22 protein-coding genes are annotated in these 26,002 nt (G+C 52.8%); 12 read left to right on the top strand and 10 right to left on the bottom strand.

The genetic code is table 11. The features are described 5' to 3' along the window. Window positions 1-675: 675 nt before the first annotated feature. Both GHC22_RS04620 and GHC22_RS04625 read right to left on the bottom strand, forming a co-directional pair. Window positions 676-1,905 carry an amino acid permease gene (locus GHC22_RS04620; protein WP_008785724.1) on the bottom strand — a complete coding sequence of 410 codons (1,230 nt, stop codon included), beginning with the start codon at window positions 1,903-1,905 and terminating at the stop codon, window positions 676-678. A 142-nt stretch (window positions 1,906-2,047) separates the two neighbouring features. Continuing rightward, complete coding sequence (locus GHC22_RS04625) at window positions 2,048-2,503, bottom strand: multidrug/biocide efflux PACE transporter (protein ID WP_008785723.1); 456 nt, start codon at window positions 2,501-2,503, stop codon at window positions 2,048-2,050. Between the two features lie 101 nt (window positions 2,504-2,604). Here GHC22_RS04625 and GHC22_RS04630 point away from each other — a divergent pair, with 101 nt between their 5' ends. The 5 genes from GHC22_RS04630 to araE all read left to right on the top strand — a co-directional run bounded on the left by GHC22_RS04630 (window position 2,605) and on the right by araE (window position 8,759). Beyond that, the gene (locus GHC22_RS04630; protein WP_153752317.1) at window positions 2,605-3,489 is read left to right on the top strand and encodes a LysR family transcriptional regulator; all 885 of its coding nucleotides are present in this window, start codon (window positions 2,605-2,607) and stop codon (window positions 3,487-3,489) included. Between the two features lie 102 nt (window positions 3,490-3,591). Beyond that, window positions 3,592-4,770, top strand: a complete 1,179-nt coding sequence (locus GHC22_RS04635; RefSeq protein WP_032944867.1) for an acetyl-CoA C-acetyltransferase — start codon at window positions 3,592-3,594, stop codon at window positions 4,768-4,770. Window positions 4,771-5,369: 599 nt separating this feature from the next. Further along, window positions 5,370-6,206 (top strand): 5-dehydro-4-deoxy-D-glucuronate isomerase, encoded by an 837-nt coding sequence (kduI, locus tag GHC22_RS04640; protein WP_008785720.1) that lies wholly within the window; start codon window positions 5,370-5,372, stop codon window positions 6,204-6,206. A 57-nt stretch (window positions 6,207-6,263) separates the two neighbouring features. After that, complete coding sequence (kduD, locus tag GHC22_RS04645) at window positions 6,264-7,025, top strand: 2-dehydro-3-deoxy-D-gluconate 5-dehydrogenase KduD (protein ID WP_003033923.1); 762 nt, start codon at window positions 6,264-6,266, stop codon at window positions 7,023-7,025. 315 nt (window positions 7,026-7,340) lie between these two features. Beyond that, complete coding sequence (gene araE, locus GHC22_RS04650) at window positions 7,341-8,759, top strand: arabinose-proton symporter AraE (RefSeq protein WP_003033926.1); 1,419 nt, start codon at window positions 7,341-7,343, stop codon at window positions 8,757-8,759. 106 nt (window positions 8,760-8,865) lie between these two features. Here the strand turns inward: araE and GHC22_RS04655 are convergent, their stop codons facing one another. Then, window positions 8,866-9,192: a cupin domain-containing protein gene (locus GHC22_RS04655; protein WP_048225407.1), complete on the bottom strand. Its 327-nt coding sequence runs from the start codon at window positions 9,190-9,192 to the stop codon at window positions 8,866-8,868. A gap of 141 nt (window positions 9,193-9,333) precedes the next feature. Here GHC22_RS04655 and GHC22_RS04660 point away from each other — a divergent pair, with 141 nt between their 5' ends. Then, entirely contained in the window at window positions 9,334-10,041 is a 708-nt protein-coding gene (locus GHC22_RS04660; RefSeq protein ID WP_032944864.1) for an aspartate/glutamate racemase, read from the top strand. Here GHC22_RS04660 and GHC22_RS04665 read toward each other — a convergent pair. After that, on the bottom strand, window positions 10,013-10,948 hold the full coding sequence (locus tag GHC22_RS04665; protein WP_008785717.1) for a LysR family transcriptional regulator: 936 nt from the start codon (window positions 10,946-10,948) through the stop codon (window positions 10,013-10,015). The two genes, GHC22_RS04660 and GHC22_RS04665, sit on opposite strands and share 29 nt — an antisense overlap. Window positions 10,949-11,066: 118 nt before the next feature. Here GHC22_RS04665 and lysA point away from each other — a divergent pair, with 118 nt between their 5' ends. Further along, on the top strand, window positions 11,067-12,323 hold the full coding sequence (gene lysA, locus GHC22_RS04670) for a diaminopimelate decarboxylase (protein WP_103284760.1): 1,257 nt from the start codon (window positions 11,067-11,069) through the stop codon (window positions 12,321-12,323). 78 nt (window positions 12,324-12,401) lie between these two features. Here the strand turns inward: lysA and GHC22_RS04675 are convergent, their stop codons facing one another. Further along, the gene (locus GHC22_RS04675) at window positions 12,402-13,412 is read right to left on the bottom strand and encodes a LacI family DNA-binding transcriptional regulator (protein ID WP_008785715.1); all 1,011 of its coding nucleotides are present in this window, start codon (window positions 13,410-13,412) and stop codon (window positions 12,402-12,404) included. A gap of 13 nt (window positions 13,413-13,425) precedes the next feature. Continuing rightward, window positions 13,426-14,454: an HTH-type transcriptional regulator GalR gene (gene galR, locus GHC22_RS04680; RefSeq protein ID WP_048215625.1), complete on the bottom strand. Its 1,029-nt coding sequence runs from the start codon at window positions 14,452-14,454 to the stop codon at window positions 13,426-13,428. Window positions 14,455-15,051: 597 nt separating this feature from the next. On the opposite strand from galR, the gene aas reads away from it, so the two are divergent. Then, window positions 15,052-17,211 carry a bifunctional acyl-ACP--phospholipid O-acyltransferase/long-chain-fatty-acid--ACP ligase gene (gene aas / locus GHC22_RS04685; RefSeq protein ID WP_003825593.1) on the top strand — a complete coding sequence of 720 codons (2,160 nt, stop codon included), beginning with the start codon at window positions 15,052-15,054 and terminating at the stop codon, window positions 17,209-17,211. Beyond that, on the top strand, window positions 17,204-18,397 hold the full coding sequence (gene lplT / locus GHC22_RS04690) for a lysophospholipid transporter LplT (protein ID WP_008785713.1): 1,194 nt from the start codon (window positions 17,204-17,206) through the stop codon (window positions 18,395-18,397). The genes aas and lplT overlap by 8 nt, the downstream gene beginning before the upstream one ends. 70 nt (window positions 18,398-18,467) lie before the next feature. Here lplT and GHC22_RS04695 read toward each other — a convergent pair whose 3' ends face one another. The 4 genes from GHC22_RS04695 to mutH form a co-directional block, all read right to left on the bottom strand. Next, entirely contained in the window at window positions 18,468-19,508 is a 1,041-nt protein-coding gene (locus GHC22_RS04695; RefSeq protein WP_003825597.1) for an NADP(H)-dependent aldo-keto reductase, read from the bottom strand. Between the two features lie 106 nt (window positions 19,509-19,614). Continuing rightward, window positions 19,615-19,833: a lipoprotein YgdR gene (ygdR, locus tag GHC22_RS04700; RefSeq protein WP_000758660.1), complete on the bottom strand. Its 219-nt coding sequence runs from the start codon at window positions 19,831-19,833 to the stop codon at window positions 19,615-19,617. Window positions 19,834-19,977: 144 nt separating this feature from the next. Then, on the bottom strand, window positions 19,978-20,691 hold the full coding sequence (locus tag GHC22_RS04705; protein WP_003033961.1) for a TerC family protein: 714 nt from the start codon (window positions 20,689-20,691) through the stop codon (window positions 19,978-19,980). Between the two features lie 75 nt (window positions 20,692-20,766). After that, window positions 20,767-21,462 (bottom strand): DNA mismatch repair endonuclease MutH, encoded by a 696-nt coding sequence (gene mutH / locus GHC22_RS04710; protein ID WP_003033965.1) that lies wholly within the window; start codon window positions 21,460-21,462, stop codon window positions 20,767-20,769. A 684-nt stretch (window positions 21,463-22,146) separates the two neighbouring features. On the opposite strand from mutH, the gene rppH reads away from it, so the two are divergent. From rppH to lgt, 3 genes are all read left to right on the top strand, one after another. Beyond that, complete coding sequence (gene rppH, locus GHC22_RS04715) at window positions 22,147-22,677, top strand: RNA pyrophosphohydrolase (protein ID WP_003825602.1); 531 nt, start codon at window positions 22,147-22,149, stop codon at window positions 22,675-22,677. A gap of 12 nt (window positions 22,678-22,689) precedes the next feature. Further along, on the top strand, window positions 22,690-24,936 hold the full coding sequence (ptsP, locus tag GHC22_RS04720; RefSeq protein ID WP_003825604.1) for a phosphoenolpyruvate--protein phosphotransferase: 2,247 nt from the start codon (window positions 22,690-22,692) through the stop codon (window positions 24,934-24,936). 190 nt (window positions 24,937-25,126) lie between these two features. Further along, entirely contained in the window at window positions 25,127-26,002 is an 876-nt protein-coding gene (lgt, locus tag GHC22_RS04725) for a prolipoprotein diacylglyceryl transferase (RefSeq protein ID WP_003825606.1), read from the top strand.

Genomic DNA, 26,002 nt, shown 5'->3' on the forward strand with positions numbered 1-26,002 from the left:
GCACAGATACCCGTGAACGTGTAAAGGGCGTTCTTCGCCACGCCCTTTACAATCCCGGCTCCCGGCGGGAAAATTGCCGCTCCGCGGTCCCCTCCGCTTATTCCTCCAGGCTACCGGGTCGGGCGCGAGGAAGCATCCCTGCAAAGCGCGCCCTGAGCCAGCATCCATGCTGGCTCTCCCGGGCTTACGGAAACACGTCGGCAATTTTCAGCCGGACCAGCCCACACCTCACCATCTGCGTTTTTGGTCTGAACAGCAAAACAGATTTAACTGGAAATCAGAGCGTTGAAGCGATGACTCGGGTCCGGCTGAAAATCGATGAGGAGTTGACGTCTGACCGGGGCTGTCCGCAGGGATGCGGACAGAGGGGACGGGCTGCATGGACGCAGGCTCGGCCCCGACCCGACAGGCAGACGGCATAAGACGAATGAATCGCGTAGCGACGATTTTCCCGCCGGGAGCCTGGGTTGCAAGGGAGGCGGCGGTGAGCCTCCCTTGCACGTTCACAGGAATCGGTGCTTCAGAGAAACGATGAACATGAGGTGAACGGAACCCTTCTCTGAGATAGCATGTTCATTACTTCCGCCAACACAGGTTGATACTTTCTGAAATTGAGTCGTTAACTGAACGACATCGCACCCACTTCCAGGAGAATGAGCCGCTAAACAACACGTTCTAGCCAAAAAACATCACAGATACGCACAGCAGACCGACAATCAGGGTGATCAGGTTACCCACTGAACGGTACGGCTTCAGCGCCGGGATCAGATAGGTAGACAATGTTGGCATGATAAACAGAATCATGGCAATCAGCGGGCCGCTTATCGCGTAAATCATTGAAATAGCATTAGGATTAATGCAGCAGATGATAAACGTGATAGCCGAGACCAGCATGATGGACAGAGCGCGGTTAAAGGCCCGGCTTTTCTTCACACCCACCTGATGCAACGACGTTTTTACTACCTCCGTTGCCCCTTCAATCACGCCAAAGTAGGTGCCAAGGAACGATTTTGACATCGCTACGACGGCAACGATGATCCCGGAAATCGACAGCCATGCCGGTGCGTTCGGCATCATCGACAGCGCGGAAAGAATCGTCACGCCTTCATTTTTCGCGTCTTCGATATAGTTTGTCGGAATCGAAAGCAAGCAGCTGAAGACGAAAAACAGTACGCTCAGGCAGATGATAACGTAGGCTACCTTCATGATTTTTTTGCATTTACCCATGGCCTGCTCGCCGTATTTCTCTCGTCTGTCGATGGCGAACGTAGAGATAATTGGCGTATGGCTAAAAGCGAAAACCATCACGGGAATAGATATCCAAACCTGATGAAGCGTGTGCTGATCGAAAGACATCTGGCCGGTGAGTAGCGTTGGCTGCCAGCTTCCGGTCAGGTAGAGCGAAAGGAACAAAAAGTACGCGATGAGGGGGAACACCAAAAAGCCCATGACCCGAATAGTGGCTTGCCGGCCCATCAGAAAAATCAGGTTCAGCACCAGCACCACGCCAAGGCTGACCAACATGCGGATCCGCAGATCGATAGTGATATGTTTTGCCAGCTGTTCAGTGAGTGAATTGGTTATCGCTACGGCGTAGATCAGCACCACCACAAAGAAGGCAATAAAATAGAGGGTGGTGATCAGGCTGCCAATCTTCTTACCGTAGTAGTGGGTAACCGCGCCAGTGATCCCTTCACCAGCCGACGTTTTTGAGGACAGGATAAACTGGCATAGCGCCTTGTGCGGCCAGTAGGTTAAAGGCCAGGCGACGAGTGCGGTGATAAACAATACCACCGCGCCTGCAGAACCCAGCTGTATGGGTAGGAATAGGGTTCCTGCGCCGACGGCAGTCCCATATAGTGCGAAGCTCCAGAGAGTCTCTTCTTTTGACCAAAATTTCGACATTATTTGAACGTATCAACTATAAAATAAACAAAAAGAAGCGCAATTTACCACAAATGGCAGGGGCTGGGGGAGGTGTGAACAAGCGGGCGAGTGAATGGGACAATAGCCGGAACCGAGAAGATTCCGACTATTATTTTAATTATCAGGCAGTAACGCGCTGCTGGCGGCGCTTCATAACGCGCTCGCGTAACGTGTCATAAGCCCAGTTATAGAACATGGTGTACGGCAGGAAGAACAGGAAGAAACCTATTTCCAGCGTGAATGCCTGAACCAGGCTGACGTTCAGCACATACGCCACGATGCTCACCCCGATCACAATAAAACCGCTCTCGAAGCCTAACGCGTGAAATGCTCGCACTTTCGCCGTACGTTTTACCAGGTGCGACGGCCACAAACGGTCAAACAGGGCGTTATAAATGATATTCCAGATCATCGCTGTGGTGGCGAGAAGAATGGTCAGTCCGCCCATTTCCAGTACCGAGCGCTGCATCAACCATGCGGTGGTTGGTGCGAGGATCGCGGTGGCAATGCCTTCAAAGCAGACGGCATGAAAAATACGCTCAACTAACGAGCGGCGTTGGACAGTATCGTGTTGCATAACCTAAAACCTTCTTTGATGCCCGGATAACGGAATGGTGGCAATTTTATCGTTTTATGTGATATCTAAAAGATAGTATCCATCGATAAAGTAGATAGTTCATGCGTTATTCTCCTGAAGCATTAACGGCATTTGTGGAGACCGTTTCCTGCGGTTCATTTTCTGCGGCGGGCCGGCGGTTGCGTAAAAGCCAGTCCACTATCAGTACGGCCATTGCGCATCTGGAAGCCGATCTTGGTTTTGCGCTGTTTGACCGCTCATCCCGCCAGCCAACGCTGACCGAGGAAGGTAAGCGGGTGTTGGGCTATGTGCAGGCTATTCTGACGGCCAGCGAACGTCTCGATGAGGCGGCGATCTCGCTGTCGGGTGAAACTGAGGCGCGTCTGACCTTTGTGCTGTCTGACACGCTGCATCCGGATGTGCTGGAAGAGTTGATGGTGCAGTTTGATCGCAAGTTTCCCCATACCGAGTTTGAATGCCTGATTGGCGAAGATGAAGACGTGATCGATCTGCTGCAAAAAGGACGTGCTCAGGCGGGGTTGATCGAGGCGCGGGAAGATTACCCGACCGACATGGGCGTTACGCGTCTGCCGATGCAAACCTGGATGGGATTATACGTTGCAGCGTCGCATCCGCTCGCGGCTCAAGAAAAACTGCAGTGGGAGCAGCTACACACCTGGCGCGAGCTGCGCTTGAATACCTATCTGGAAAGCGGCACCAACGTGGCGCGCGGCCCCGTCTGGTCTGCTCCTAACTATCTGTTATTGCTAAGTATGGCTGTTCAGGGATTCGGCTGGTGCGCGCTCCCTTGTGCGCTGGTGGAGGAGTTTGCGGCAGAAAAACCACTGGTGCAATTAAAGATGCCTGGCTGGCCAAAGGCTATCTCTATCGATCTGTTGTGGAATAAGAAATCACCGCCTGGTGTGGCAGGAAGCTGGTTGCGTGACCATTTACAGCAGAGTGGCGTTCAGATGACCAATAAGTGATACGAATTTCCTTTGTGATAAAAATCACCGTTTTTAAACAACCTTGATAACTATTTTTAACAATCATCTACTATTGCGATGTTATTTTGCGCTGAGGTAGTGATGAAAGAGGTTGTGATCGTCGGGGCATTAAGGACACCGATTGGCTGCTTCCAGGGGACGCTGGCGCGCCACTCTGCCGTTGAGTTAGGCAGCATGGTGGTCAAGGCGTTACTGGAACGCACGGGCGTGGACGTTCACGCTGTGGATGAAGTGATCCTCGGACAGGTGCTTACCGCAGGTGCCGGGCAGAACCCTGCGCGTCAGTCTGCCATCAATGGTGGGCTACCCAATACCGTTTCCGCCATCACCATTAACGATGTCTGTGGCTCGGGTCTGAAAGCGCTGCATCTGGCGACCCAGGCTATCCAGTGTGGTGAAGCCGACATTGTGATTGCGGGCGGGCAAGAGAATATGAGCCGTGCACCGCATGTCCTTACCGATAGCCGCACTGGCGCACAGCTGGGGAACAGCCAACTGGTCGACAGCCTGGTACATGACGGTCTGTGGGATGCCTTCAACGATTATCACATGGGCGTTACCGCGGAAAACCTGGCGCGAGAATACGGAATCAGCCGCGAATTGCAGGATGCCTACGCGCTGCACTCGCAGCACAAAGCGCGGATGGCAATTGATGCCGGACGCTTTAAAGATGAAATCGTGCCGGTGGTAACACAGCGTAATGGGCAATCGTTCGTGGTGGACACCGACGAACAACCGCGTACCGATGCCAGCGCCGAGGGGCTGGCGCGTCTGGATCCTACCTTTGACAGACTCGGTTCGGTAACGGCGGGTAACGCGTCATCCATCAACGACGGTGCCGCTGCGGTGATGATGATGAGCGAGGCCAAGGCGCAGGAACTTAACTTACCTGTGTTGGCCCGTATTCGCGCCTTTGCCAGCGTCGGAGTCGACCCTGCGCTTATGGGGATTGCGCCAGTGTATGCAACACGCCGCTGCCTTGAGCGCGTGGGCTGGCAACTGGCTGATGTTGATCTTATCGAAGCTAATGAAGCCTTCGCCGCGCAGGCATTATCCGTTGGGAAAATGCTGGAGTGGGATGAACGGCGGGTGAATGTGAACGGCGGGGCCATTGCGCTCGGCCATCCGATTGGCGCATCTGGCTGTCGTATTCTGGTTTCGCTGGTGCATGAAATGGTGAAACGTCGGGCGCACAAGGGTCTGGCAACGCTGTGTATTGGTGGCGGTCAGGGGGTGGCGCTCGCTATCGAACGAGACTAATCCCCGTCATACTTCAAGCTGCATGTGCGTTGGCTTTACTCGCTCACCCCAGTCACGTACTTATGTACGCTCCGGGGAATTCGCTGCGTCGCCGCCTTCCTGCAACTCGAATTATTTAGGGTATATATTTTTCTTCTCGAACAGTTTTCTGCCGTGTTATCTCTTCCTCTATAAAAAAGCCCTCCAACAGGAGGGCAAGGCCAGTTACAGAAACATACACTCTAAACCCTGCCAACATATCAAAACGTTGTTTCATTTCATGTGATTGATAGCGCACTTTGTTAGAAAAGGTGTGTGAATGACGTATGAGCCTGGCTGTATTTTCAATATCTTATCCCTGCCACTAATGATTAACTCTTTTGTGTTTTTATCTATCTAATTGTTTTAAGTGATTTTATTGAAACCATTTTTGCGATTTATATGCGCTAGCGTGATCGCACTTACACTTTTGATAATAAGATGCGGAAAAAGTGAAACATCGTTTTATTTATAATTGAAAACACATTCAGGGAGGGATATCATGAGCGCATAAGATAAAACGGAACAGCGTTTTGCTATTCGTTTAAGCATTCACGGTCAATTTATCACTGGAGGTAAATGTGGACGTAAGACAAAGCATCCATAGTGCGCATGCGAAAACCCTGGACACTCAGGGGCTGCGTAATGAGTTTTTGGTCGAAGAAGTGTTTGTCGCAGATGAATACACCATGGTCTACAGTCACATCGACCGCATCATTGTTGGCGGCATTATGCCAGTGGCCAAAACCGTCTCTGTGGGTGGCGAAGTCGGCAAACAGCTGGGCGTAACCTATTTCCTCGAACGTCGTGAGCTGGGTGTGATCAATATCGGCGGCCCGGGCACGATTACCGTTGACGGCCAGTGCTATGAAATTGGTCATCGCGACGCGCTGTACGTCGGAAAAGGGGCAAAAGAAGTGGTATTCGCCAGTATTGATACGGCGAAACCGGCGAAGTTTTACTACAACTGCGCGCCGGCACACACGACTTACCCAACTAAGAAAGTCACGCCTGCAGACGTTGCGCCAGTGACGCTGGGCGATAACCTCACCAGTAACCGTCGTACCATCAACAAATACTTTGTGCCGGATGTTCTGGAAACCTGCCAGTTGAGCATGGGTCTGACTGAACTGGCACCGGGTAACCTGTGGAACACCATGCCGTGTCATACCCATGAACGTCGTATGGAAGTCTATTTCTACTTCAATATGGAAGAAGATACCTGCGTCTTCCACATGATGGGTCAGCCTCAGGAAACGCGTCATATTGTGATGCACAACGAGCAGGCGGTGATTTCTCCAAGCTGGTCTATTCACTCCGGTGTCGGCACAAAAGCTTATACGTTCATTTGGGGCATGGTCGGCGAAAACCAGGTCTTTGATGATATGGACCATGTTGCAGTAAAAGATCTGCGCTAGTTGCGGGCGACAGCCGTGCCTGCTGCGGCGGGCATTATAAAAAATTAAGGATTTACAATGATTTTGAATGCATTCTCTCTTGAAGGTAAAGTCGCCGTTGTGACCGGTTGTGACACAGGTTTGGGTCAGGGTATGGCGCTGGGCCTGGCTGAAGCGGGCTGCGATATCGTCGGTATCAATATTGTTGAACCGACAGAAACCATCGAACGCGTGACCGCACTGGGCCGCCGTTTTTTAAGCCTGACCGCCGATCTGCGTCAAATCGATGGTATTCCGGCACTGCTGGAGCGCGCAGTGGCAGAATTCGGCCATATTGATATTCTGGTCAACAACGCGGGTCTTATCCGTCGTGACGATGCGATCGACTTCAGCGAAAAAGACTGGGATGACGTGATGAACCTGAACATTAAGAGCGTGTTCTTTATGTCTCAGGCTGCGGCGAAGCATTTTATCGCTCAGGGTAACGGCGGCAAAATTATCAATATCGCCTCTATGCTTTCCTTCCAGGGCGGGATCCGCGTGCCGTCTTACACCGCATCTAAAAGCGGCGTAATGGGTGTTACCCGTCTGATGGCGAACGAGTGGGCAAAACATAACATCAACGTCAACGCGATTGCACCAGGTTACATGGCGACGAATAACACTCAACAGCTGCGTGCTGATGAGCAACGTAGCGCAGAGATCCTCGATCGTATCCCGGCGGGGCGTTGGGGTTTACCGAGCGACCTGATGGGGCCTGTCGTGTTCCTGGCGTCCAGCGCATCTGACTATATCAACGGCTATACCGTTGCAGTAGATGGCGGCTGGCTGGCACGTTAATTCGCTTTCCAGAACCGTTAAACCCTGCCCTCTGGCAGGGTTTTTTTATATTCGGATCATTAAAATCCATATTGTGGTTATAAATTATTCCATATTAAATTTCATACGTATAAATTTATTGTTTTTAATATTCTTTAATATCAACGAATTAAATTTAATTGAGTGATTGTCGGTAAATTTTAAAATTGGAATATCCATCACATAACCATGTGGTGTAGCTATTTAATCCATGTTTTTGCCGTTTCCCGCCTGACGCTTCCTGCAAGGGATCCCTTACTTTCAATGGCATGGTTACTCTGTATCTGGCAGGAAAAAATGGTCTCAATAAATAATGATGCTGCTTTAGCGCCGCGCCCAGTGCGCGATACGCGACGTATGAATATGTTTGTTTCTATCTCTGCGGCTGTCGCAGGGTTGTTATTCGGCCTGGATATTGGCGTGATTGCTGGCGCGTTGCCTTTTATCACCGATCACTTTGTGTTGACCAGCCGCCTGCAGGAGTGGGTGGTAAGCAGCATGATGCTGGGTGCGGCAATTGGTGCGCTGTTTAACGGTTGGTTGTCATTCCGCCTGGGGCGCAAATACAGCCTGATGGCGGGCGCGATCCTTTTCGTCGTCGGATCTCTGGGCTCGGCGTTTGCCTCCAGCGTAGAAATGCTCATTTTTGCCCGCGTGGTGCTGGGCGTAGCGGTGGGGATCGCGTCTTACACCGCACCGCTCTATCTCTCTGAAATGGCCAGCGAAAATGTGCGTGGCAAGATGATCAGTATGTATCAGCTGATGGTGACGCTGGGCATCGTTCTGGCCTTTTTGTCCGATACCGCGTTCAGCTACAGCGGTAACTGGCGCGCTATGCTTGGCGTGCTGGCGCTTCCGGCTGTATTGCTGATTATTCTGGTTGTTTTCTTGCCCAACAGCCCGCGCTGGCTGGCGGAGAAAGGTCGCCACATCGAAGCTGAAGAAGTACTGCGCATGTTGCGCGATACGTCAGAAAAAGCCCGCGATGAGCTGAACGAAATCCGTGAAAGCCTGAAGCTGAAGCAAGGTGGTTGGGCGCTGTTTAAAATTAACCGTAACGTGCGTCGTGCGGTTTTCCTCGGAATGTTACTGCAGGCGATGCAGCAGTTCACCGGAATGAACATCATCATGTATTACGCGCCGCGCATTTTTAAAATGGCGGGTTTTACCACCACAGAGCAGCAGATGATTGCCACGCTGGTAGTTGGCTTAACGTTTATGTTCGCCACCTTTATTGCCGTCTTCACGGTCGACAAAGCAGGACGTAAACCGGCGCTGAAAATTGGTTTCAGCGTAATGGCTATCGGGACGCTGGTGCTTGGTTATTGTCTGATGCAGTTTGATAACGGCACGGCTTCCAGTGGGCTATCCTGGCTGTCAGTTGGCATGACGATGATGTGTATTGCAGGCTATGCGATGAGCGCCGCACCGGTGGTGTGGATCCTGTGTTCGGAAATTCAGCCGCTGAAATGCCGTGATTTTGGTATTACCTGCTCCACCACCACCAACTGGGTGTCGAACATGATCATTGGCGCAACGTTCCTGACGCTGCTCGACAGCATTGGCGCCGCCGGTACGTTCTGGCTCTATACTGCGCTGAACGTCGTGTTTATTGGCATCACGTTCTGGCTGATTCCAGAAACCAAAAACGTCACGCTGGAGCATATCGAACGTAAGCTGATGGCAGGCGAGAAGTTAAGAGATATTGGGGTGTAAGTCAGACAAGCATGCCGGATAGCGGTTCAGCCTTATCCGGCCTGCGAGTGGAGTCTCTTACAGGCCGGGAAAGCGTCAACGCGACCCGGTTTTTTTATTTAGCGCCTTACCCGTGCAGAAAATCTTCGCGAATTGGGGTAAAGGTATCCAGCAGCGTTCCCGGTTTTAAGCAGACGCAGCCATGCATAATGTTGGGCTGTTTATACAGGGTATCGCCCGCCCTAACGATATGCTTTTCTTCGCCGATGGTAAATTCAAACTCACCGGACAACACGTAAGTCAGCTGCTCGTGCGGATGATTGTGCATCGGGCCGATTGCGCCTTGCTCGAAGTTCACCTCAACCGCCATCATGTTACCGTCGTGAGCAAGAATACGCCGGGTAACGCCATTGCCCAGATCGTCAAGCGTGGTCTCTTTATGAAAAATAAACATCCGGCCTTCCTGTAATTAATTAAAACAATGTTTCATTAAAACTATATCAGAAAATTAAAAAAAGAAATGCACGCCAACAGATGTGGAAAGTTGATCACATCTTTGGTTCACTGGAGAGACAACAACGAGTCAGGGGAAATGATGAAAACGATCGGTCTGTTAGGCGGTATGAGCTGGGAATCTACCATTCCTTATTATCGACTCATTAATGAAGGGGTAAAACAGCGTCTGGGTGGTCTGCATTCGGCACAGATTCTGTTGCACAGCGTGGATTTTCACGAGATTGAAGTCTGCCAGTCAAGCGGTGACTGGCAGCGAGCCGGTGAGATCCTCGCGCAGGCCGCCACAGGGCTACAGCAAGCCGGGGCGCAAGGAATTGTTTTGTGTACCAATACCATGCACAAAGTTGCAGAGGCGATTGAAAGCGCCTGTGATGTGCCGTTTCTGCATATTGCTGACGCGACGGGGCGGGCGATACAAAAGCAGCAGATGAACAACGTGGCGCTACTGGGTACGCGTTACACCATGGAGCAGGATTTTTACCGCGGGCGTTTACAGACTGAATTCGGCATTAGCACGTTGATCCCTGAAGCTGATGATCGTCAGAAAATAAACCAGATTATTTTCGATGAGCTGTGTCTCGGTGAATTCAGCGAGGCTTCCCGCGATTATTACCTGGGCGTCATCGACCAACTGGCGAAACAGGGGGCGCAAGGGGTGATCTTTGGCTGTACCGAGATTGGTCTGCTGGTTCCCACCGAGCTAAGCCCACTACCGGTTTTCGACACAGCGGCAATCCATGCGCAAGATGCGGTGGCGTTTATGCTTTCGGCTGTGGATGCAAAATAGCCTCCAGCGGGTCAATAAGCCTCGGTAGATGGGCCTGCAGATGCGCCGTAAAAGCATCAACCAGCGCCGAGGCGGGGCGATGAAGCGGGTGAATCAGGCTGACTGTAAAGGGTACCGAAATACTGAAGCGGCGGATAACGACTCCGCTGCTGGCGTAATCCAGCGCGGTCAGTGGGTTCACCACCGAGATCCCCACGCCTGCCCGTACCATTGCACAAATTGAAGCGGCGCTATGGGTTTCAATCACCATGCGGCGCTTCACCTGGTGCTCATTAAACAGGGTATCCAGTAGCTGACGGTAGCTGTCGGTGCGCGACAGGCTGATGTAGTTTTCTCCCTGAAAATCCTGCGGCGTTAACACCGCTTTCTTAGTCAGCGGATGGCCCTGCGGCAACACGCACACTTCATCCAGCGCCAGCAATTCGGTGCGTTTCGTTCCGGCAGGCGTATGCAGCGTTTCCGTTAACCCCAGATCGTGGCGCTGCGCCGACAGCCACTCTTCCAGCAGCGGTGACTCCTGCGGCACTATCTGAATATTGACTTGTGGATAGCGTGCGAGGAATGGCTGCAGCAGCGGCGGTAAAAAAGACTGTGAGAATACCGGCAGGCAAACAATCGACAATTCGCCCTGGCGAAACTCGCGCAGGCTTTCGGCGGCGCTCACAATTCTGTCCAGGCCATACCACGAACGTTGCACCTCTTCAAACAGACGTAACCCTTGCACGGTTGGGTGCAGTCGGCCACGCGTACGTTCAAACAGCGTTAATCCCAGCACTTTCTCGAATCGGGCCAGTTCCCGGCTGACGGTGGGCTGCGAGGTATGTAGCATGCGCGCGGCTTCTGTCAGATTGCCTGCCGTCATGATGGCGTGAAAAATTTCGATGTGTCGCAGGTTAACGGCGGGCATGGGCAATCCTCAAATGAATCAATCCATATCATTTTTGCATAGACTCACGATAAAACGATATTTTTTATTCTTTTCGGGCTGTGGCGTAATCATAAAAAAGCCAATACCGGAGCACACCATGCCACGCCCACTCAATAGTACTGACACTGACCTGACCGCCGACAACCTGCTGCGCCTGCCTGCCGAATTCGGCTGCCCGGTGTGGGTCTATGATGCGCAGATTATCCGCGGGCAGATTGCCAAATTGAGTCAGTTTGACGTGGTGCGTTTCGCCCAAAAGGCATGTTCGAATATTCATATTTTGCGCCTGATGCGCGAGCAGGGCGTGAAGGTTGATTCAGTCTCGCTTGGCGAAATTGAACGTGCGTTGGCGGCAGGCTTCGTACCGGGGAAAGATGAAATCGTCTTTACCGCCGATATGATTGATGAAGCGACGCTCGCGCGGGTGCATGAATTGCGCATTCCGGTAAATGCCGGGTCGGTGGATATGCTGGAACAACTGGGCCAGGTCTCGCCGGGCCATCGCGTGTGGCTACGCGTAAACCCTGGCTTTGGGCATGGGCACAGTCAGAAAACCAATACCGGCGGCGAAAACAGCAAGCACGGGATCTGGTATAGCGATCTTCCCGCGGCGCTGGAGGTGATTCAGCGCTATAAGCTGAAGCTGGTGGGGATTCATATGCATATCGGCTCCGGCGTGGACTATGCGCATCTGGAGCAGGTGTGCGGTGCGATGGTGCGCCAGGTGGTTGAATTTGGCCAGGATCTGGAGGCGATCTCCGCGGGTGGCGGTTTATCAATCCCGTATCGCGAAGGCGAAGAGGCGATCGATACCGATCACTACTTTGGATTGTGGAACGCTGCGCGTGAACAGATTGCTAAACACTTGGGTCACCCGGTCGCGCTTGAGATAGAGCCGGGTCGTTTTCTGGTCGCGGAAGCTGGCGTGTTAGTGGCGCAGGTACGTAGCGTAAAAGAAATGGGCAGCCGTCACTTTGTGCTGATCGATGCGGGCTTCAACGATCTAATGCGCCCGGCCATGTACGGTAGCTATCACCATATCTCAGCGCTGTCAGGAGATGGTCGCTCTCTGGAGCACACACCGCAACGGGAAACCGTGGTAGCCGGGCCGCTGTGCGAATCTGGCGACGTGTTTACCCAGCAGGAAGGCGGAAATGTGGAAACCCGTCTGTTGCCTGCGGTGGTGCCGGGCGATTATCTGGTGCTGCATGATACCGGGGCGTACGGCGCGTCAATGTCGTCAAACTACAATAGCCGTCCGCTGCTGCCGGAAGTTTTGTTCGATAACGGCGTGGCGCGGCTGATTCGCCGTCGCCAGACCATTGATGAGCTGTTAGCGCTGGAATTAATCTGATTACAGCGTTGTGAAATGCCGGATGGCGCTACGCTTATCCGGCCTACAAGATTAACTGCGCCGCCATCCGGCATTTGATTACTTAAAGTATGGCCCGAGCGTTACTGAGTCACGTAGTACCAGTTTGCCGGTAAACGGTGGGATTGGCTCGACGCTCTCGCCGTTGGCCAGCCGAATAGCCTGGTCGATTGCCGTGGTTATCATGGTATCAATCGGTAGATAAACGGTAGACAGCCCCGGCTCCAGCCATTTGGCGCTGGGCGCATCATCAAAACCAAACAGTGAGACGTCCGTTGGGATCCTTAGCCCGGCTTGATGTAACGCTTTTGATGCGCCTAATGCCATGTCATCGTTACAGGCGAACAGGGCGCTAAATTTTACCCCTTCCTCCAGCAGTTCACGGCAGGCCTCATAGCCTCGCGTCATCGTGGAGTCGCCGTATTTGACCTTATCGGGATCCCAGGGAATACCGTTTTTTTCCAGCGCCTTACGATACCCCATCAGGCGGGATTTACCGGTAGGCGTATGGCCTGGCACAGTGATACAAGCAATATCGCTATGGCCCTGGGAGATCAGGTAATTGACCGCCTGATAGGCCGCGTCTTCCTGTTCAAAGAAAATTGCGCGATCGCGGGCCTGGCTGACATCACGGTTGATGACCAGCAAGGGCATAGCAATGCTGTTCATCAACGACATAATCGCCTTTTCACTCATATAGCGGGTATAGAGAATAATGGCGTCGCACTGCCTGTCCGCCAGCATTTGCACGGCTTCCTGCTCACGCTCTGGTGTGTCGTGGCCGTCGGTGACGATCAACTGCTTGCCGTGAGATTCCGTCTGGCGTGAAGCCTGTTGCAGCAGGCGGCCAAAGTAGAATCCATCAAATGTGGAAACTACCAGACCAATGCTGTTGCTGGTGCGGTTTGCCAAAGAGCGCGCTAAAAAATTAGGCCGATAATCAAGTGCCTGCATGGCCTTAAACACTTTCTGGCGCGTGCTCTCTTTTACCTGACCCGTGCCATTCAGTACGCGCGAAACGGTCGCTTTTGAGACGCCTGCGTGTCGTGAAACGTCCAACATCGTAGTCATAACGCTATCCTGGTTATTCGTTTGACGATGAATTCCCCGGCTCTGTCAGCGTCGAAACGGAATGGCGACGCACCAGAGTTGGGTTAAAAACGTGGGTAATTTCAGGCACGGGACGCTTCTCCGCCAGCGCGAGCGCCAGTTCGGCAGCCTGGGTTGCCATCGTCACGATCGGGTAGCGCACCGTGGTCAGACGCGGGCGCACATAGCGGGAAACCAGCACATCATCAAAACCAATCAGCGAGATTTCTCCCGGCACATCAATGCCGTTATCATTCAATACGCCCATGGCACCAGCCGCCATTGAGTCGTTGTAGCAGGCTACCGCAGTGAAGTTTTTGCCACGGCCAAGTAACTCGGTCATGGCCTGCTCACCGCCGCTTTCATCCGGTTCACCAAACGTTACCAGTCGATCGCTGACAGGAATATTGCTCTCTGCCAGCGCGTCGTAATAGCCTTGCAGACGATCTTCCGCATCTGAAATCGTGTGATTGGAGCACAGATAGCCAATGCGTGTATGGCCCTGCTGAATGAGGTGTCGGGTTGCGAGCCATGCGCCGAAACGGTCATCAAGGGCAACGCAGCGTTGTTCGAATCCCGGCAGAATTCGGTTAATCAATACCATGCCGGGGATTTGCTTCATGAGTGATGCCAGCTCAGCATCCGGGATAATTTTTGCGTGGACAACAAGGGCTGCGCAGCGGTGGCGAATGAGCTGTTCAATCGCCTGTCGTTCCTTCTGTTCGTTATGGTAGCCGTTACCAATCAGTAAAAAATTACCGGTGTTATACGCCACCTGCTCGACAGCTTTAACCATTGCCCCAAAAAATGGATCGGACACATCACCTACCACCAGACCGATGGTTTCAGTGGATTGTTGTGCCAGCGCACGCGCATTGGCGTTGGGGTGGTAGCTGAGTGATTCCATTGCACTCGTTACGGCCAGGCGCGATGCTTCGCTGGCTTTAGGGGAATCATTAATCACTCGAGAAACGGTGGCGACTGATACACCAGCTAGTCGGGCTACATCCTTTATGGTCGCCATGATAGTACCTGTTGTGGGTAAACGCTTACATTCCGTCAGTGTTACGGAAAATGGCTGGCTGTTCAAGCAGATTGCCCGTCAGAACGTCGCAAATGTGAGCGCACACGAGCGAAGTAAGACAGAAAATAGAAAATGCTAATTTTTGCTTACACTTTGCGATGTGCTGTTGCGATTGTTCGCTGGTGAGGGAACTGAGCAGATTGCTAGAGTTGAGATCCCAGAGGTATTGATAGGTGAAATCAACTTTCGGGTTGATCACTAGAATTACACCAGCCTGCGCAGATGCGCAGGTTTTTTTTTACCTTCAGTCTATCTGTAACAGTAACCGATAATTTACACAACTCGTTGCATTTGGGTTCATTCCTTTGCGTTTTCGCACTGGCGTATCTGGCTGCTGACGACCACAATCAAGATCCCAGAGGTATTGATTGGTGAGATTATTCGGTACGCACTTCGTACCTGTCTCTTGCACCAACCTGCGCGGATGCGCAGGTTTTTTTTCGGATTGTATTTACCAGTTACCTGTCGCGCCCATTCCCCAACTCGTATACTCTCCCACCATTGATGTTTATATAATTAATGGCACAGGGAGTTGAGATGCTATTTGGCTTTTTTCGTAATCTGTTTCGCGTGCTTTTCCGCGTTCGCGTCACGGGCGATGTCAGCGCGCTACAGGGAGAACGCGTTCTAATCACTCCCAACCATGTCTCATTTATAGACGGCATCCTGTTGGCGCTCTTTTTACCGATTCGTCCCGTCTTCGCTGTTTACACCTCGATCAGCCAGCAATGGTATATGCGCTGGCTAACTCCGCTGATTGATTTCGTACCGTTAGATCCGACCAAACCGATGTCGATTAAACATCTGGTTCGTCTGGTCGAACAGGGCCGTCCGGTGGTTATTTTCCCGGAAGGACGTATTTCGACCTCCGGCTCGTTAATGAAAATTTATGACGGCGCGGGGTTTGTTGCCGCTAAGTCGGGGGCGACGGTGGTCCCTGTGCGCATTGAAGGCGCGGAGCTTTCCCGCTTTAGCCGCCTGAAAGGTTTGGTTAAACAGCGATTCTTCCCGCGCATCCGCTTACACATCCTACCGCCCACACAACTGCCGATGCCGGAAGCTCCGCGTGCTCGCGATCGCCGCAAAATTGCCGGAGAGATGCTGCATCAAATTATGATGGAAGCACGCATGGCGGTTCGTCCGCGTGAAACGCTATACGAGTCGCTGCTGGCGGCGAAATACCGTTTTGGCGCAGGCAAAAACTGCATTGAAGATGTTAACTTTACCCCGGACAGCTACCGCAAGCTGCTGACAAAGACGCTCTTTGTGGCCCGTATTCTGGAAAAATACAGCGTCGAAGGTGAAAAAATCGGCCTGATGCTGCCAAACGCGGGGATCAGCGCGGCGGTTATTTTTGGCGCCATTGCGCGTCGACGCATTCCGGCCATGATGAACTACACCGCGGGCGTGAAAGGATTAACCAGCGCCATTACTGCGTCTGAAATCAAAACGATCTTCACATCCCGACAGTTTCTCGATAAAGGCAAACTCTGGCATTTACCGGAACAACTCACCCAGGTGCGTTGGGTTTATCTGGAAGACTTAAAAGCTGATGTGACCTTTAGCGATAAGCTGTGGATTTTCTCACATCTGCTGGCACCGCATCTGGCGCAGGTGAAGCAGCAGCCGGAAGACGCTGCGGTGATCCTCTTTACTTCTGGCTCAGAAGGCCATCCGAAAGGTGTGGTTCACAGTCATAAAAGCATTCTGGCGAACGTTGAGCAGATCAAAACGATTGCCGATTTCACCGCCGATGACCGTTTTATGTCGGCGCTGCCGCTGTTCCACTCCTTTGGCCTGACGGTGGGATTATTCACGCCGCTACTGACTGGCGCAGAAGTGTTTCTTTATCCCAGCCCGCTGCATTACCGCATTGTGCCAGAGCTGGTATACGACCGGAACTGCACCGTGTTGTTTGGTACTTCAACGTTCCTCGGCAACTATGCGCGTTTTGCGCATCCGTACGATTTCCACCGCCTGCGCTATGTGGTGGCGGGAGCGGAAAAACTTCAGGACAGCACAAAGCAGCTGTGGCAGGAGAAATTTGGCCTGCGCGTTCTTGAAGGCTATGGCGTGACGGAATGTGCGCCGGTTGTGTCGATTAACGTACCAATGGCGGCAAAATCGGGAACGGTAGGGCGCATCTTGCCTGGTATGGATGCTCGACTGTTGGCCGTTCCGGGAATTGAGGACGGTGGGCGTTTACAGCTGAAAGGTCCTAATATTATGAGCGGCTATTTGCGCGTCGAAAAACCTGGCGTGCTGGAAGTGCCGACAGCAGAGAATGCGCAAGGTGAGATTGAGCGCGGCTGGTATGACACCGGAGACATCGTGCGCTTTGATGAAAACGGCTTTGTACAGATTCAGGGGCGCGCTAAGCGTTTCGCTAAAATTGCCGGAGAGATGGTTTCGCTGGAAATGGTTGAGCAACTGGCGTTGGCGGTATCCGCAGACAAAATGCACGCCACGGCGATCAAGAGTGATGCCAGCAAAGGTGAGGCGCTGGTGCTGTTCACTACCGACAGCGAGCTGACACGTGAAAAACTACAGCAGTATGCGCGGGCGCACGGTGTACCTGAACTCGCCGTACCGCGTGATATTCGCCATCTGAAGCAACTCCCCTTACTCGGCAGCGGTAAGCCGGATTTTGTTACGCTGAAAAGCTGGGTCGATGAGCCGGAAAAACAACATGAGTGAGTCAGTGCACACTAACACTTCAATCTGGTCCAAAGGGATGATGTCCGTTATCGCCGCGCAGTTTCTGTCGGCGTTTGGCGATAATGCGTTGCTGTTTGCTACGCTGGCGTTGCTGAAAGAACAATTCTATCCGGACTGGAGTCAGCCAATCCTGCAAATGGTGTTTGTGGGCGCTTACATTCTGTTTGCTCCCTTTGTGGGACAGGTGGCGGATAGCTTTGCCAAAGGCAGAGTGATGATGTTCGCGAACGCTCTGAAACTGCTGGGCGCGGCGAGTATTTGCTTCGGCATTAATCCGTTTCTTGGGTATACGCTGGTGGGGATCGGCGCGGCGGCATATTCACCGGCCAAGTACGGCATTCTCGGTGAACTGACTACCGGCGACAAACTGGTGAAGGCTAACGGCCTGATGGAAGCCTCCACCATTGCCGCGATTTTGCTCGGTTCTGTCGCCGGCGGCGTTCTGGCCGACTGGCACGTGATTGCCGCGCTTTCTGCCTGTGCCCTGGCCTATGCTGGCGCGGTGGTGGCTAACCTGTATATCCCGAAACTGGCCGCGGCTCGTCCTGGCCAGTCCTGGCATCTGGGGAAAATGACGCGCAGTTTCTTCTGTGCTGCTTCATCGTTGTGGCGCAACGGTGAAACACGCTTCTCGTTGGTGGGAACCAGCCTTTTTTGGGGCGCGGGTGTTACGCTGCGTTTTCTGCTGGTGCTGTGGGTCCCGGTGGCGCTCGGCATCACCGATAACGCCACGCCGACCTACCTCAATGCCATGGTAGCGATCGGGATTGTGGTCGGTGCGGGTGCGGCAGCGAAGCTGGTAACGCTGGAAACCGTTTCGCGCTGTATGCCTGCGGGGATCCTGATTGGCGTCGTGGTGCTGATTTTCTCTCTTCAACATTCGCTGCTTCCGGCCTACGCATTGCTGATGCTTATCGGCGTGTCGGGTGGCTTCTTTGTGGTGCCGCTGAATGCGTTGCTGCAGGAACGGGGTAAGAAAAGCGTCGGCGCGGGTAATGCGATAGCGGTGCAAAACCTGGGCGAAAACAGCGCGATGCTGTTGATGCTCGGTATTTACTCACTGGCGGTGCTGGTGGGGATCCCGGCTGTTGCGATTGGTATTGGATTTGGTGCGCTGTTTGCGCTGGCGATTGCGGCGCTGTGGATTTGGCAGCGCCGCCATTAGTCTGTTGTATGCTGTTGCCGGATGCTCACTTTGTAGGCCTGATAAGCGTAGCGCCATCAGGCGCTAATCGTCACGGTGCAGGATAGGTATACACCTGATGCACCGCTTCAATCTCTGCCAGTACTTCTTCGCTCAACTCCAGATGCAGACTTTCAACGTTGGTTTTTAGCTGCTCCATCGTCGTGGCGCCCAGCAAAGTGCTGGCGACAAACGGCTGACGACGCACGAATGCCAGCGCCATTTGCGCAGGATCCAGATTATGGCGTTTCGCGATATCTACATAGGCCGCAACGGCTTTCTGCGTCTGCTCGCCGCTGTAGCGCGTGAAACGGCTAAACAACGTATTGCGTGCACCGGCAGGTTTCGCGCCGTTCAGGTATTTCCCGGTTAACGTACCGAAGCCCAGGCAAGAGTAAGCCAGCAGCTCAACGCCTTCATACTGGCTCACTTCAGCCAGTCCAACCTCAAAGCTGCGGTTCAGCAGGCTGTAGGGGTTCTGGATGGTGGCGATGCGTGGCAGATCGTGTTTGTCCGCCAGGTGCAGATAGCGCATCACGCCAAACGCGGTTTCATTAGAAACGCCGATGTAGCGAATTTTCCCGGCGCGCTGAAACTCGGCCAGTGCGTCCAGCGTATCGAGAAGGGAAACGACCGGCGCGGAGTCTGTCCAGCTGTAGCCTAACTTACCAAAACAGTTAGTCGGGCGCTGCGGCCAGTGAACCTGATACAGATCCAGATAATCGGTTTTCAGTCTTTTCAGGCTGTCGTGCAGCGCTTCACGGATATTTTTACGGTCAAGCGCCTGATTCGGTCGAATGCCGCTGTCGTTGTTACGTGATGGTCCGCTGACCTTAGACGCAACGATCAGCTTTTCGCGGCTGCCGTGTTTGGCGAGCCAGTTACCTACGTAGGTTTCGGTGAGACCCTGGGTTTCAGGACGCGGCGGTACCGGATACATCTCGGCAACGTCGATCAAATTAATGCCCTGTGCTACGGCATAATCGAGCTGTGCATGTGCGTCGGCTTCGCTGTTTTGTTCACCAAACGTCATTGTGCCCAGCCCCAGTGTACTGACTTCCAGCGAGCTGTGGGGTATACGGTGATATTGCATAGCCGTTTCCTTTTTATAATCACGACATAAGGATTATAAAAATGGCTGAGGGAAGAGAAAAAGGGAAGTAAAATTGTTAAGGCCAGCGCGCTGCTGACCTCAACCATCAGCGTTCAATGATTTGAGACACATCATCGCGGTTAATCTGCATCGCATTGCCCTGCTGGTCGTGATAGCTCACCAGACCAGTATCATCGTCAATTTCTGGTTTTCCATCGGTCAGGATCATTCGACCATCTTTTGTCGCCATAACATAATCGCTGCTGCATCCGGAAACGGCAAAAGCCAGTCCTACGGCGGAAATCAAAACTGCCCATTTTTTCATCTGCTTATCCTCACATGGCCTGCGTCTGACAATAGTTTAGTAATAACGCGAAGTTGTGCAGGGTGAAAGCAGTAAAATCTTAAACTGTGAGAAGGGGTAGGTGTGGCTGGCATTCGCTCCCCTTGCGGGGAGCGATGGATTTCATCAGAGCGGATTTTTTTTATTACGCCACAGGTTCAGGGTCTCTACCGCGATAGAGAAGAACATGGCGAAATAGATATATCCTTTTGGAACGTGGACGTCGAAACTTTCCAGAATCAGCGTAAAACCGACCAGAATCAGAAACGAGAGCGCCAGCATTTTTACCGAAGGGTGGCGATCGACAAACTCACCAATCGGGCGAGCAGCAAACATCATCACGCCTACGGCAATCACCACCGCCGCCATCATGATAAACAGATGATCGGACAAACCAACCGCAGTAATCACGGAATCCAGACTGAAGATAATGTCTAACAACATGATCTGTACAATCGCGCCCAGGAAAGAAGATACGCGGGTTTTTAACCCCTCTTCCTCACCTTCAATGGATTCGTGGATCTCTTTACTGGCTTTCCAGATCAGGAACAATCCCCCCAGCAGAAGGATCAGGTCGCGTGCTGATATCGCCTCTCCAAACAGCTCGAATAACGGGTTTGTCAGCCGCGTTACCCAGGCGATAGAAGCCAGCAGTGCCAGACGCATGATCATCGCCGCCGCCAGCCCAATACGTCGGGCATGATTGCGTTGCGCTGTCGGGAGTTTGGCTACAACCAGAGAAAGGAAAATAATATTGTCGATCCCAAGAACGATCTCCAGCAGCGTCAGCGTACCGAGCGCAAGCCAGGCGTTAGGATCGGTTATCCATGCAAATAACATCGAACAAAGTCCTGCCAAAAAAAAGAAGCGGTAATTATAGGCCCGTAACGCGGCGGGTGAAAGGCCGGACGGTGCCTATTGCGCCTGGAACAAGAAATGTCGCTCAAGCAATGCGCGGGTGAAGTTCTTTTTCAGGTAAAAGCCGCGTGGCAGGGTCAGGATGGGTTCGCCGTTGGCGCCAATGGCCTCGGTAAGCGCGCGGGCGTTGGCGGCTTTAGGACGCAGTTGCAGTACTTCCCCATGGCGAGCGGTGATGCGTTCGACATGTCCTAACACAATCATGTCCATTAACTCTTCCCAGTCCAGACGCAATTGCCGGTCTTCTTCTTCATTCGGGCTCCACAGCAGGGGAGAGCCGACGCGGCGCTCAGCCAGAGGGATGCTGCGTTCGCCTTCTACCGGGATCCACAGAACACGTTTGAGTTTGTGCCGCACATGGCTGGTTTCCCAGGTGACGCCGGTATTGCCGGTTAACGGCGCCACACACACAAAGGTGGTTTCCAGCGGTCTGCCAAGACTGTCCACAGGGATCGTTTTCAGCTCCACGCCCAGCGCCGCAAAATCCTGCTCTGGTTTACTGCCCGCGCTGGCACCGAGCCAGATTTCCAGCAGGACGCCAATCCAGCCTTTATCGCGCTTAAGATCCTTCGGCGTAACGATTCCCGCCATTGCCGCTAATTCTCCTAACGCGTAGCCCGAAAGCTGCCGTGCCTGGCTCAGCAACTGGGCTTCAGATTCAGGGGGAGAAAGTAACGGACGGAGTTCTGGCATCGGGTTAACCCTTAGGTGAAAAAATGAGCAATGATTTTATACCGTGTGGACAGAGTTTATCTTTTTCCACATGCTTTATTCAATTCTATGATTTATATTGGTTTTTAGATTTACGTTCGCAGAGTTGCGCAACAGCGAAGCGGGTTTTCCAATTCTGGTCACTGACAATGAACAGGATCTTACACCATGTTATCCACAGAAAGATGGGATAACTGTGAAAAACCCCCACTACTGTTTCAATTTACAGCCTTGACGTGCGACGAAAATCGAATTTTCACACAAATTGTGCCTAACTTATTGGCATAATCTGTGGATAAAACCAACGCTGGTCGATCTTTCATCAGCGTGAAGATCGTATGCGTGATGCACATCACATTTCTGTGTGTTTATCTGCGTGGATCTGTTTTAACTTTATGAATGTATAAGAGTATTTTTGATATGTGACGAATGTCTTATTCGGACTGTTCTGGGTTTTCCCATAGTAATTCCGTACTTCTTCACAACTATATCCACAGAAAAGGTGAATAAAATCGCCTTGCTTGCCCTTCTTCTGTTTATAACTCGGCCTTTAACTGTGAGTTATTCAATTGTTATTAGAATATCGCACCCTTAACAGAGTGGTTTACCGCCCCTCAGGAGTGTGAAACAATCGTTTGTATATAAGGTTTATGTTGAGGTAGTCCGGTGATTGATGACGATGGCTACCGCCCGAATGTAGGGATAGTAATTTGTAACCGCCAGGGGCAGGTCATGTGGGCCCGGCGATTTGGTCAGCACTCCTGGCAATTCCCACAAGGTGGGATCAATGCAGGAGAGACAGCAGAGCAGGCGATGTACCGGGAACTCTTTGAAGAAGTGGGTCTCAGTCGTAAAGATGTACGGATCCTTGCTTCTACTCGTAACTGGTTGCGTTACAAGTTACCGAAACGTTTGGTGCGTTGGGACACAAAGCCGGTTTGTATCGGCCAGAAACAAAAATGGTTTCTTCTGCAATTGGTCAGCAGCGATGCTGAAATCAATATGCAAACCAGCAGTACACCTGAGTTCGACGGCTGGCGCTGGGTGAGTTACTGGTATCCGGTTCGACAGGTGGTGTCATTTAAACGCGATGTCTATCGCAGGGTGATGAAAGAATTCGCAAGTGTTGTCATGGCGCTTCAGGAGAGCACTCCTAAACCGCAAAGCGCACCTGCGTACAGACGTAAAAGAGGTTAAGCTACGCAAATTATGCTCACCCGCCTGCGCGAAATAGTCGAAAAGGTGGCCAGTGCTCCGCGTCTGAACGAAGCGCTGAATATACTGGTTACCGACATCTGTCTTGCGATGGATACAGAGGTCTGTTCGGTTTATCTGGCCGATCACGATCGACGTTGTTATTACCTCATGGCGACCCGGGGACTAAAAAAACCACGTGGTCGCACTGTCGCACTCGCGTTTGATGAAGGTATCGTTGGCCTGGTTGGCAGGCTGGCGGAACCTATCAACCTCGCCGATGCGCAAAAACATCCCAGCTTCAAATACATTCCTTCGGTAAAAGAAGAGCGTTTTCGTGCATTCTTAGGCGTACCGATCATTCAGCGTCGCCAGCTTTTAGGTGTGCTGGTGGTGCAGCAGCGTGAACTGCGTCAGTACGATGAAAGTGAAGAGTCTTTCCTCGTCACGCTCGCCACGCAAATGGCGGCCATACTTTCGCAGTCGCAGCTAAATGCGCTGTTCGGCCAGTACCGTCAAACGCGCATCCGTGCGCTGCCTGCCGCTCCCGGTGTGGCAATAGCCGAAGGTTGGCAGGATGCGACGCTGCCGTTGATGGAACAGGTCTACCAGGCTTCAACGCTGGATCCTGTGCTTGAACGCGAGCGACTGACCGGTGCGCTGGAAGAGGCGGCGAACGAATTCCGCCGCTACAGCAAGCGTTTTACCGCTGGGGCGCAGAAAGAAACGGCGGCGATCTTTGATCTTTACTCGCACTTGCTTTCCGATACCCGTCTGCGCCGCGAGCTGTTTGCGGAAGTGGATAACGGTTCGGTGGCCGAGTGGGCGGTTAAAACGATCATTGAAAAGTTTGCCGAACAGTTCGCCGCGCTGAGCGATAACTACCTCAAAGAGCGGGCCGGAGATTTACGCGCGCTGGGCCAGCGTCTGCTGTTCCACCTTGACGACTCTATCCAGGGGCCGAATGCCTGGCCGGAACGCTTTGTGCTGGTGGCGGATGAACTTTCAGCAACCACGCTGGCGGAGCTTCCTCAGGACCGGTTAGTTGGCGTGGTTGTCCGGGACGGCGCAGCCAACTCTCATGCGGCAATTATGGTGCGTGCGCTGGGTATCCCTACCGTCATGGGGGCCGATATCCAGCCGTCGGTGCTGCATCGCCGTACGCTGGTGGTGGACGGTTATCGCGGTGAACTGCTGGTCGATCCGGAACCGGTATTAATCCAGGAATACCAGCGTCTTATCAGTGAAGAAATTGAGCTGAGCCGCCTGGCGGAAGACGACGTCAACCAGCCAGCACAGCTGAAAAGCGGCGAGCGCGTGAAGGTGATGCTCAATGCGGGCCTCAGCCCGGAACATGAAGAAAAGCTGGGTAGCCGAATCGACGGCATTGGCCTCTATCGCACCGAAATCCCGTTCATGCTGCAAAGCGGATTTCCTTCGGAAGAAGAACAGGTTGCGCAGTATCAGGGTATGCTGCAAATGTTTAACGACAAGCCGGTGACCCTGCGTACGCTGGATGTCGGCGCCGATAAACAGCTGCCCTACATGCCGATCAGTGAAGAGAACCCGTGCCTTGGCTGGCGAGGGATCCGCATAACGCTCGATCAGCCGGAGATCTTTTTGATCCAGGTTCGCGCTATGCTGCGTGCGAATGCGGCAACCGGAAACTTGAGCATTTTGCTGCCGATGGTAACCAGCATCGATGAAGTGGACGAAGCGCGACGTTTGATTGAACGCGCCGGACGCGAAGTGGAGGAGATGATCGGTTACGAGATCCCGAAACCGCGCATTGGCATCATGCTGGAAGTTCCGTCGATGGTGTTCATGCTGCCGCATCTGACAAACCGGATAGACTTTATCTCGGTCGGAACCAACGACCTTACCCAGTACATACTGGCCGTCGATCGTAACAACACACGGGTAGCCAGCATTTATGACAGCCTGCATCCGGGGATGTTGCGTGCGCTGGCGATGATTGCGCAGGAAGCCGAAAGAAGCGGTATCGATTTGCGCCTGTGTGGTGAAATGGCGGGCGACCCGATGTGCGTGGCTATTCTGATCGGTCTCGGTTTCCGTCATTTGTCGATGAACGGTCGTTCTGTCGCTCGCGTAAAATATCTGCTGCGTCATATCGATTTTGATGAGGCGCAAACGCTGGCGCAGCGCAGCCTGGAGGCACAGATGGCAACAGAAGTACGCCATCAGGTAGCGGCCTTCATGGAGCGTCGTGGCATGGGGGGCTTGATTCGCGGGGGATTGTAGGTCTGACAAGCGTAGCGCTATCAGGTATTACGGGGGATAGAGATTACCTATACAGATCTTTTACATCTTCCCGGCATCCGCTTCTAACCCCTTGTGCTATCATTCGCACCTTTGGAGCGCCTGCATTATGCAGGCGCGCTTATCAATTGCTGTCTGACTTCAGCGAAATAACAAGAACTTGTGGTGACAGATGACCAGTAGCTATCTGCATTTTCCGGATTTCGATCCGGTCATTTTCTCAATCGGACCCGTCGCGCTTCACTGGTACGGCTTAATGTATTTGGTGGGGTTTATTTTCGCGATGTGGCTGGCGACGCGCCGCGCGAATCGTCCGGGCAGTGGCTGGACCAAAAATGAAGTAGAAAACTTACTGTATGCGGGCTTCCTCGGGGTTTTCCTCGGTGGGCGTATTGGTTACGTACTGTTCTATAACTTCCCGTTATTCCTCGATAATCCCCTGTATCTGTTCCGCGTCTGGGACGGCGGTATGTCCTTCCACGGTGGACTTATCGGTGTGATCCTGGTGATGATTATCTTCGCCAAACGCACTAAGCGTTCGTTCTTCCAGGTTTCTGATTTCATTGCCCCGCTGATTCCGTTTGGCCTGGGTGCAGGGCGTCTGGGCAACTTTATCAACGGTGAGCTGTGGGGACGCGTTGACCCGAACTTCAAGTACGCCATGCTGTTCCCGGGCTCCCGTACCGAAGATATTTTACTGCTGCAAACTAACCCGCAATGGCAGTCTATTTTTGATACCTACGGCTCGCTGCCACGCCACGCCTCACAGCTTTATGAGATGGCGTTGGAAGGCGTTGTGCTGTTTATCATTCTGAACTTGTACATTCGCAAACCGCGCCCGATGGGTTCGGTATCCGGTCTGTTCCTGATTGGTTATGGCGCGTTTCGTATTATTGTTGAATTCTTCCGCCAGCCGGATGCGCAGTTTACCGGCACCTGGGTACAGTACATCAGCATGGGGCAGATCCTCTCTATCCCGATGATTGTCGCAGGCATTATTATGATGGTTTGGGCGTACCGCCGCAGCCCACAGCAACACGTTTCCTGA

This window comes from Citrobacter sp. H12-3-2 (genome assembly GCF_009649895.1).
GTDB classification, from domain to species: domain Bacteria; phylum Pseudomonadota; class Gammaproteobacteria; order Enterobacterales; family Enterobacteriaceae; genus Citrobacter; species Citrobacter portucalensis.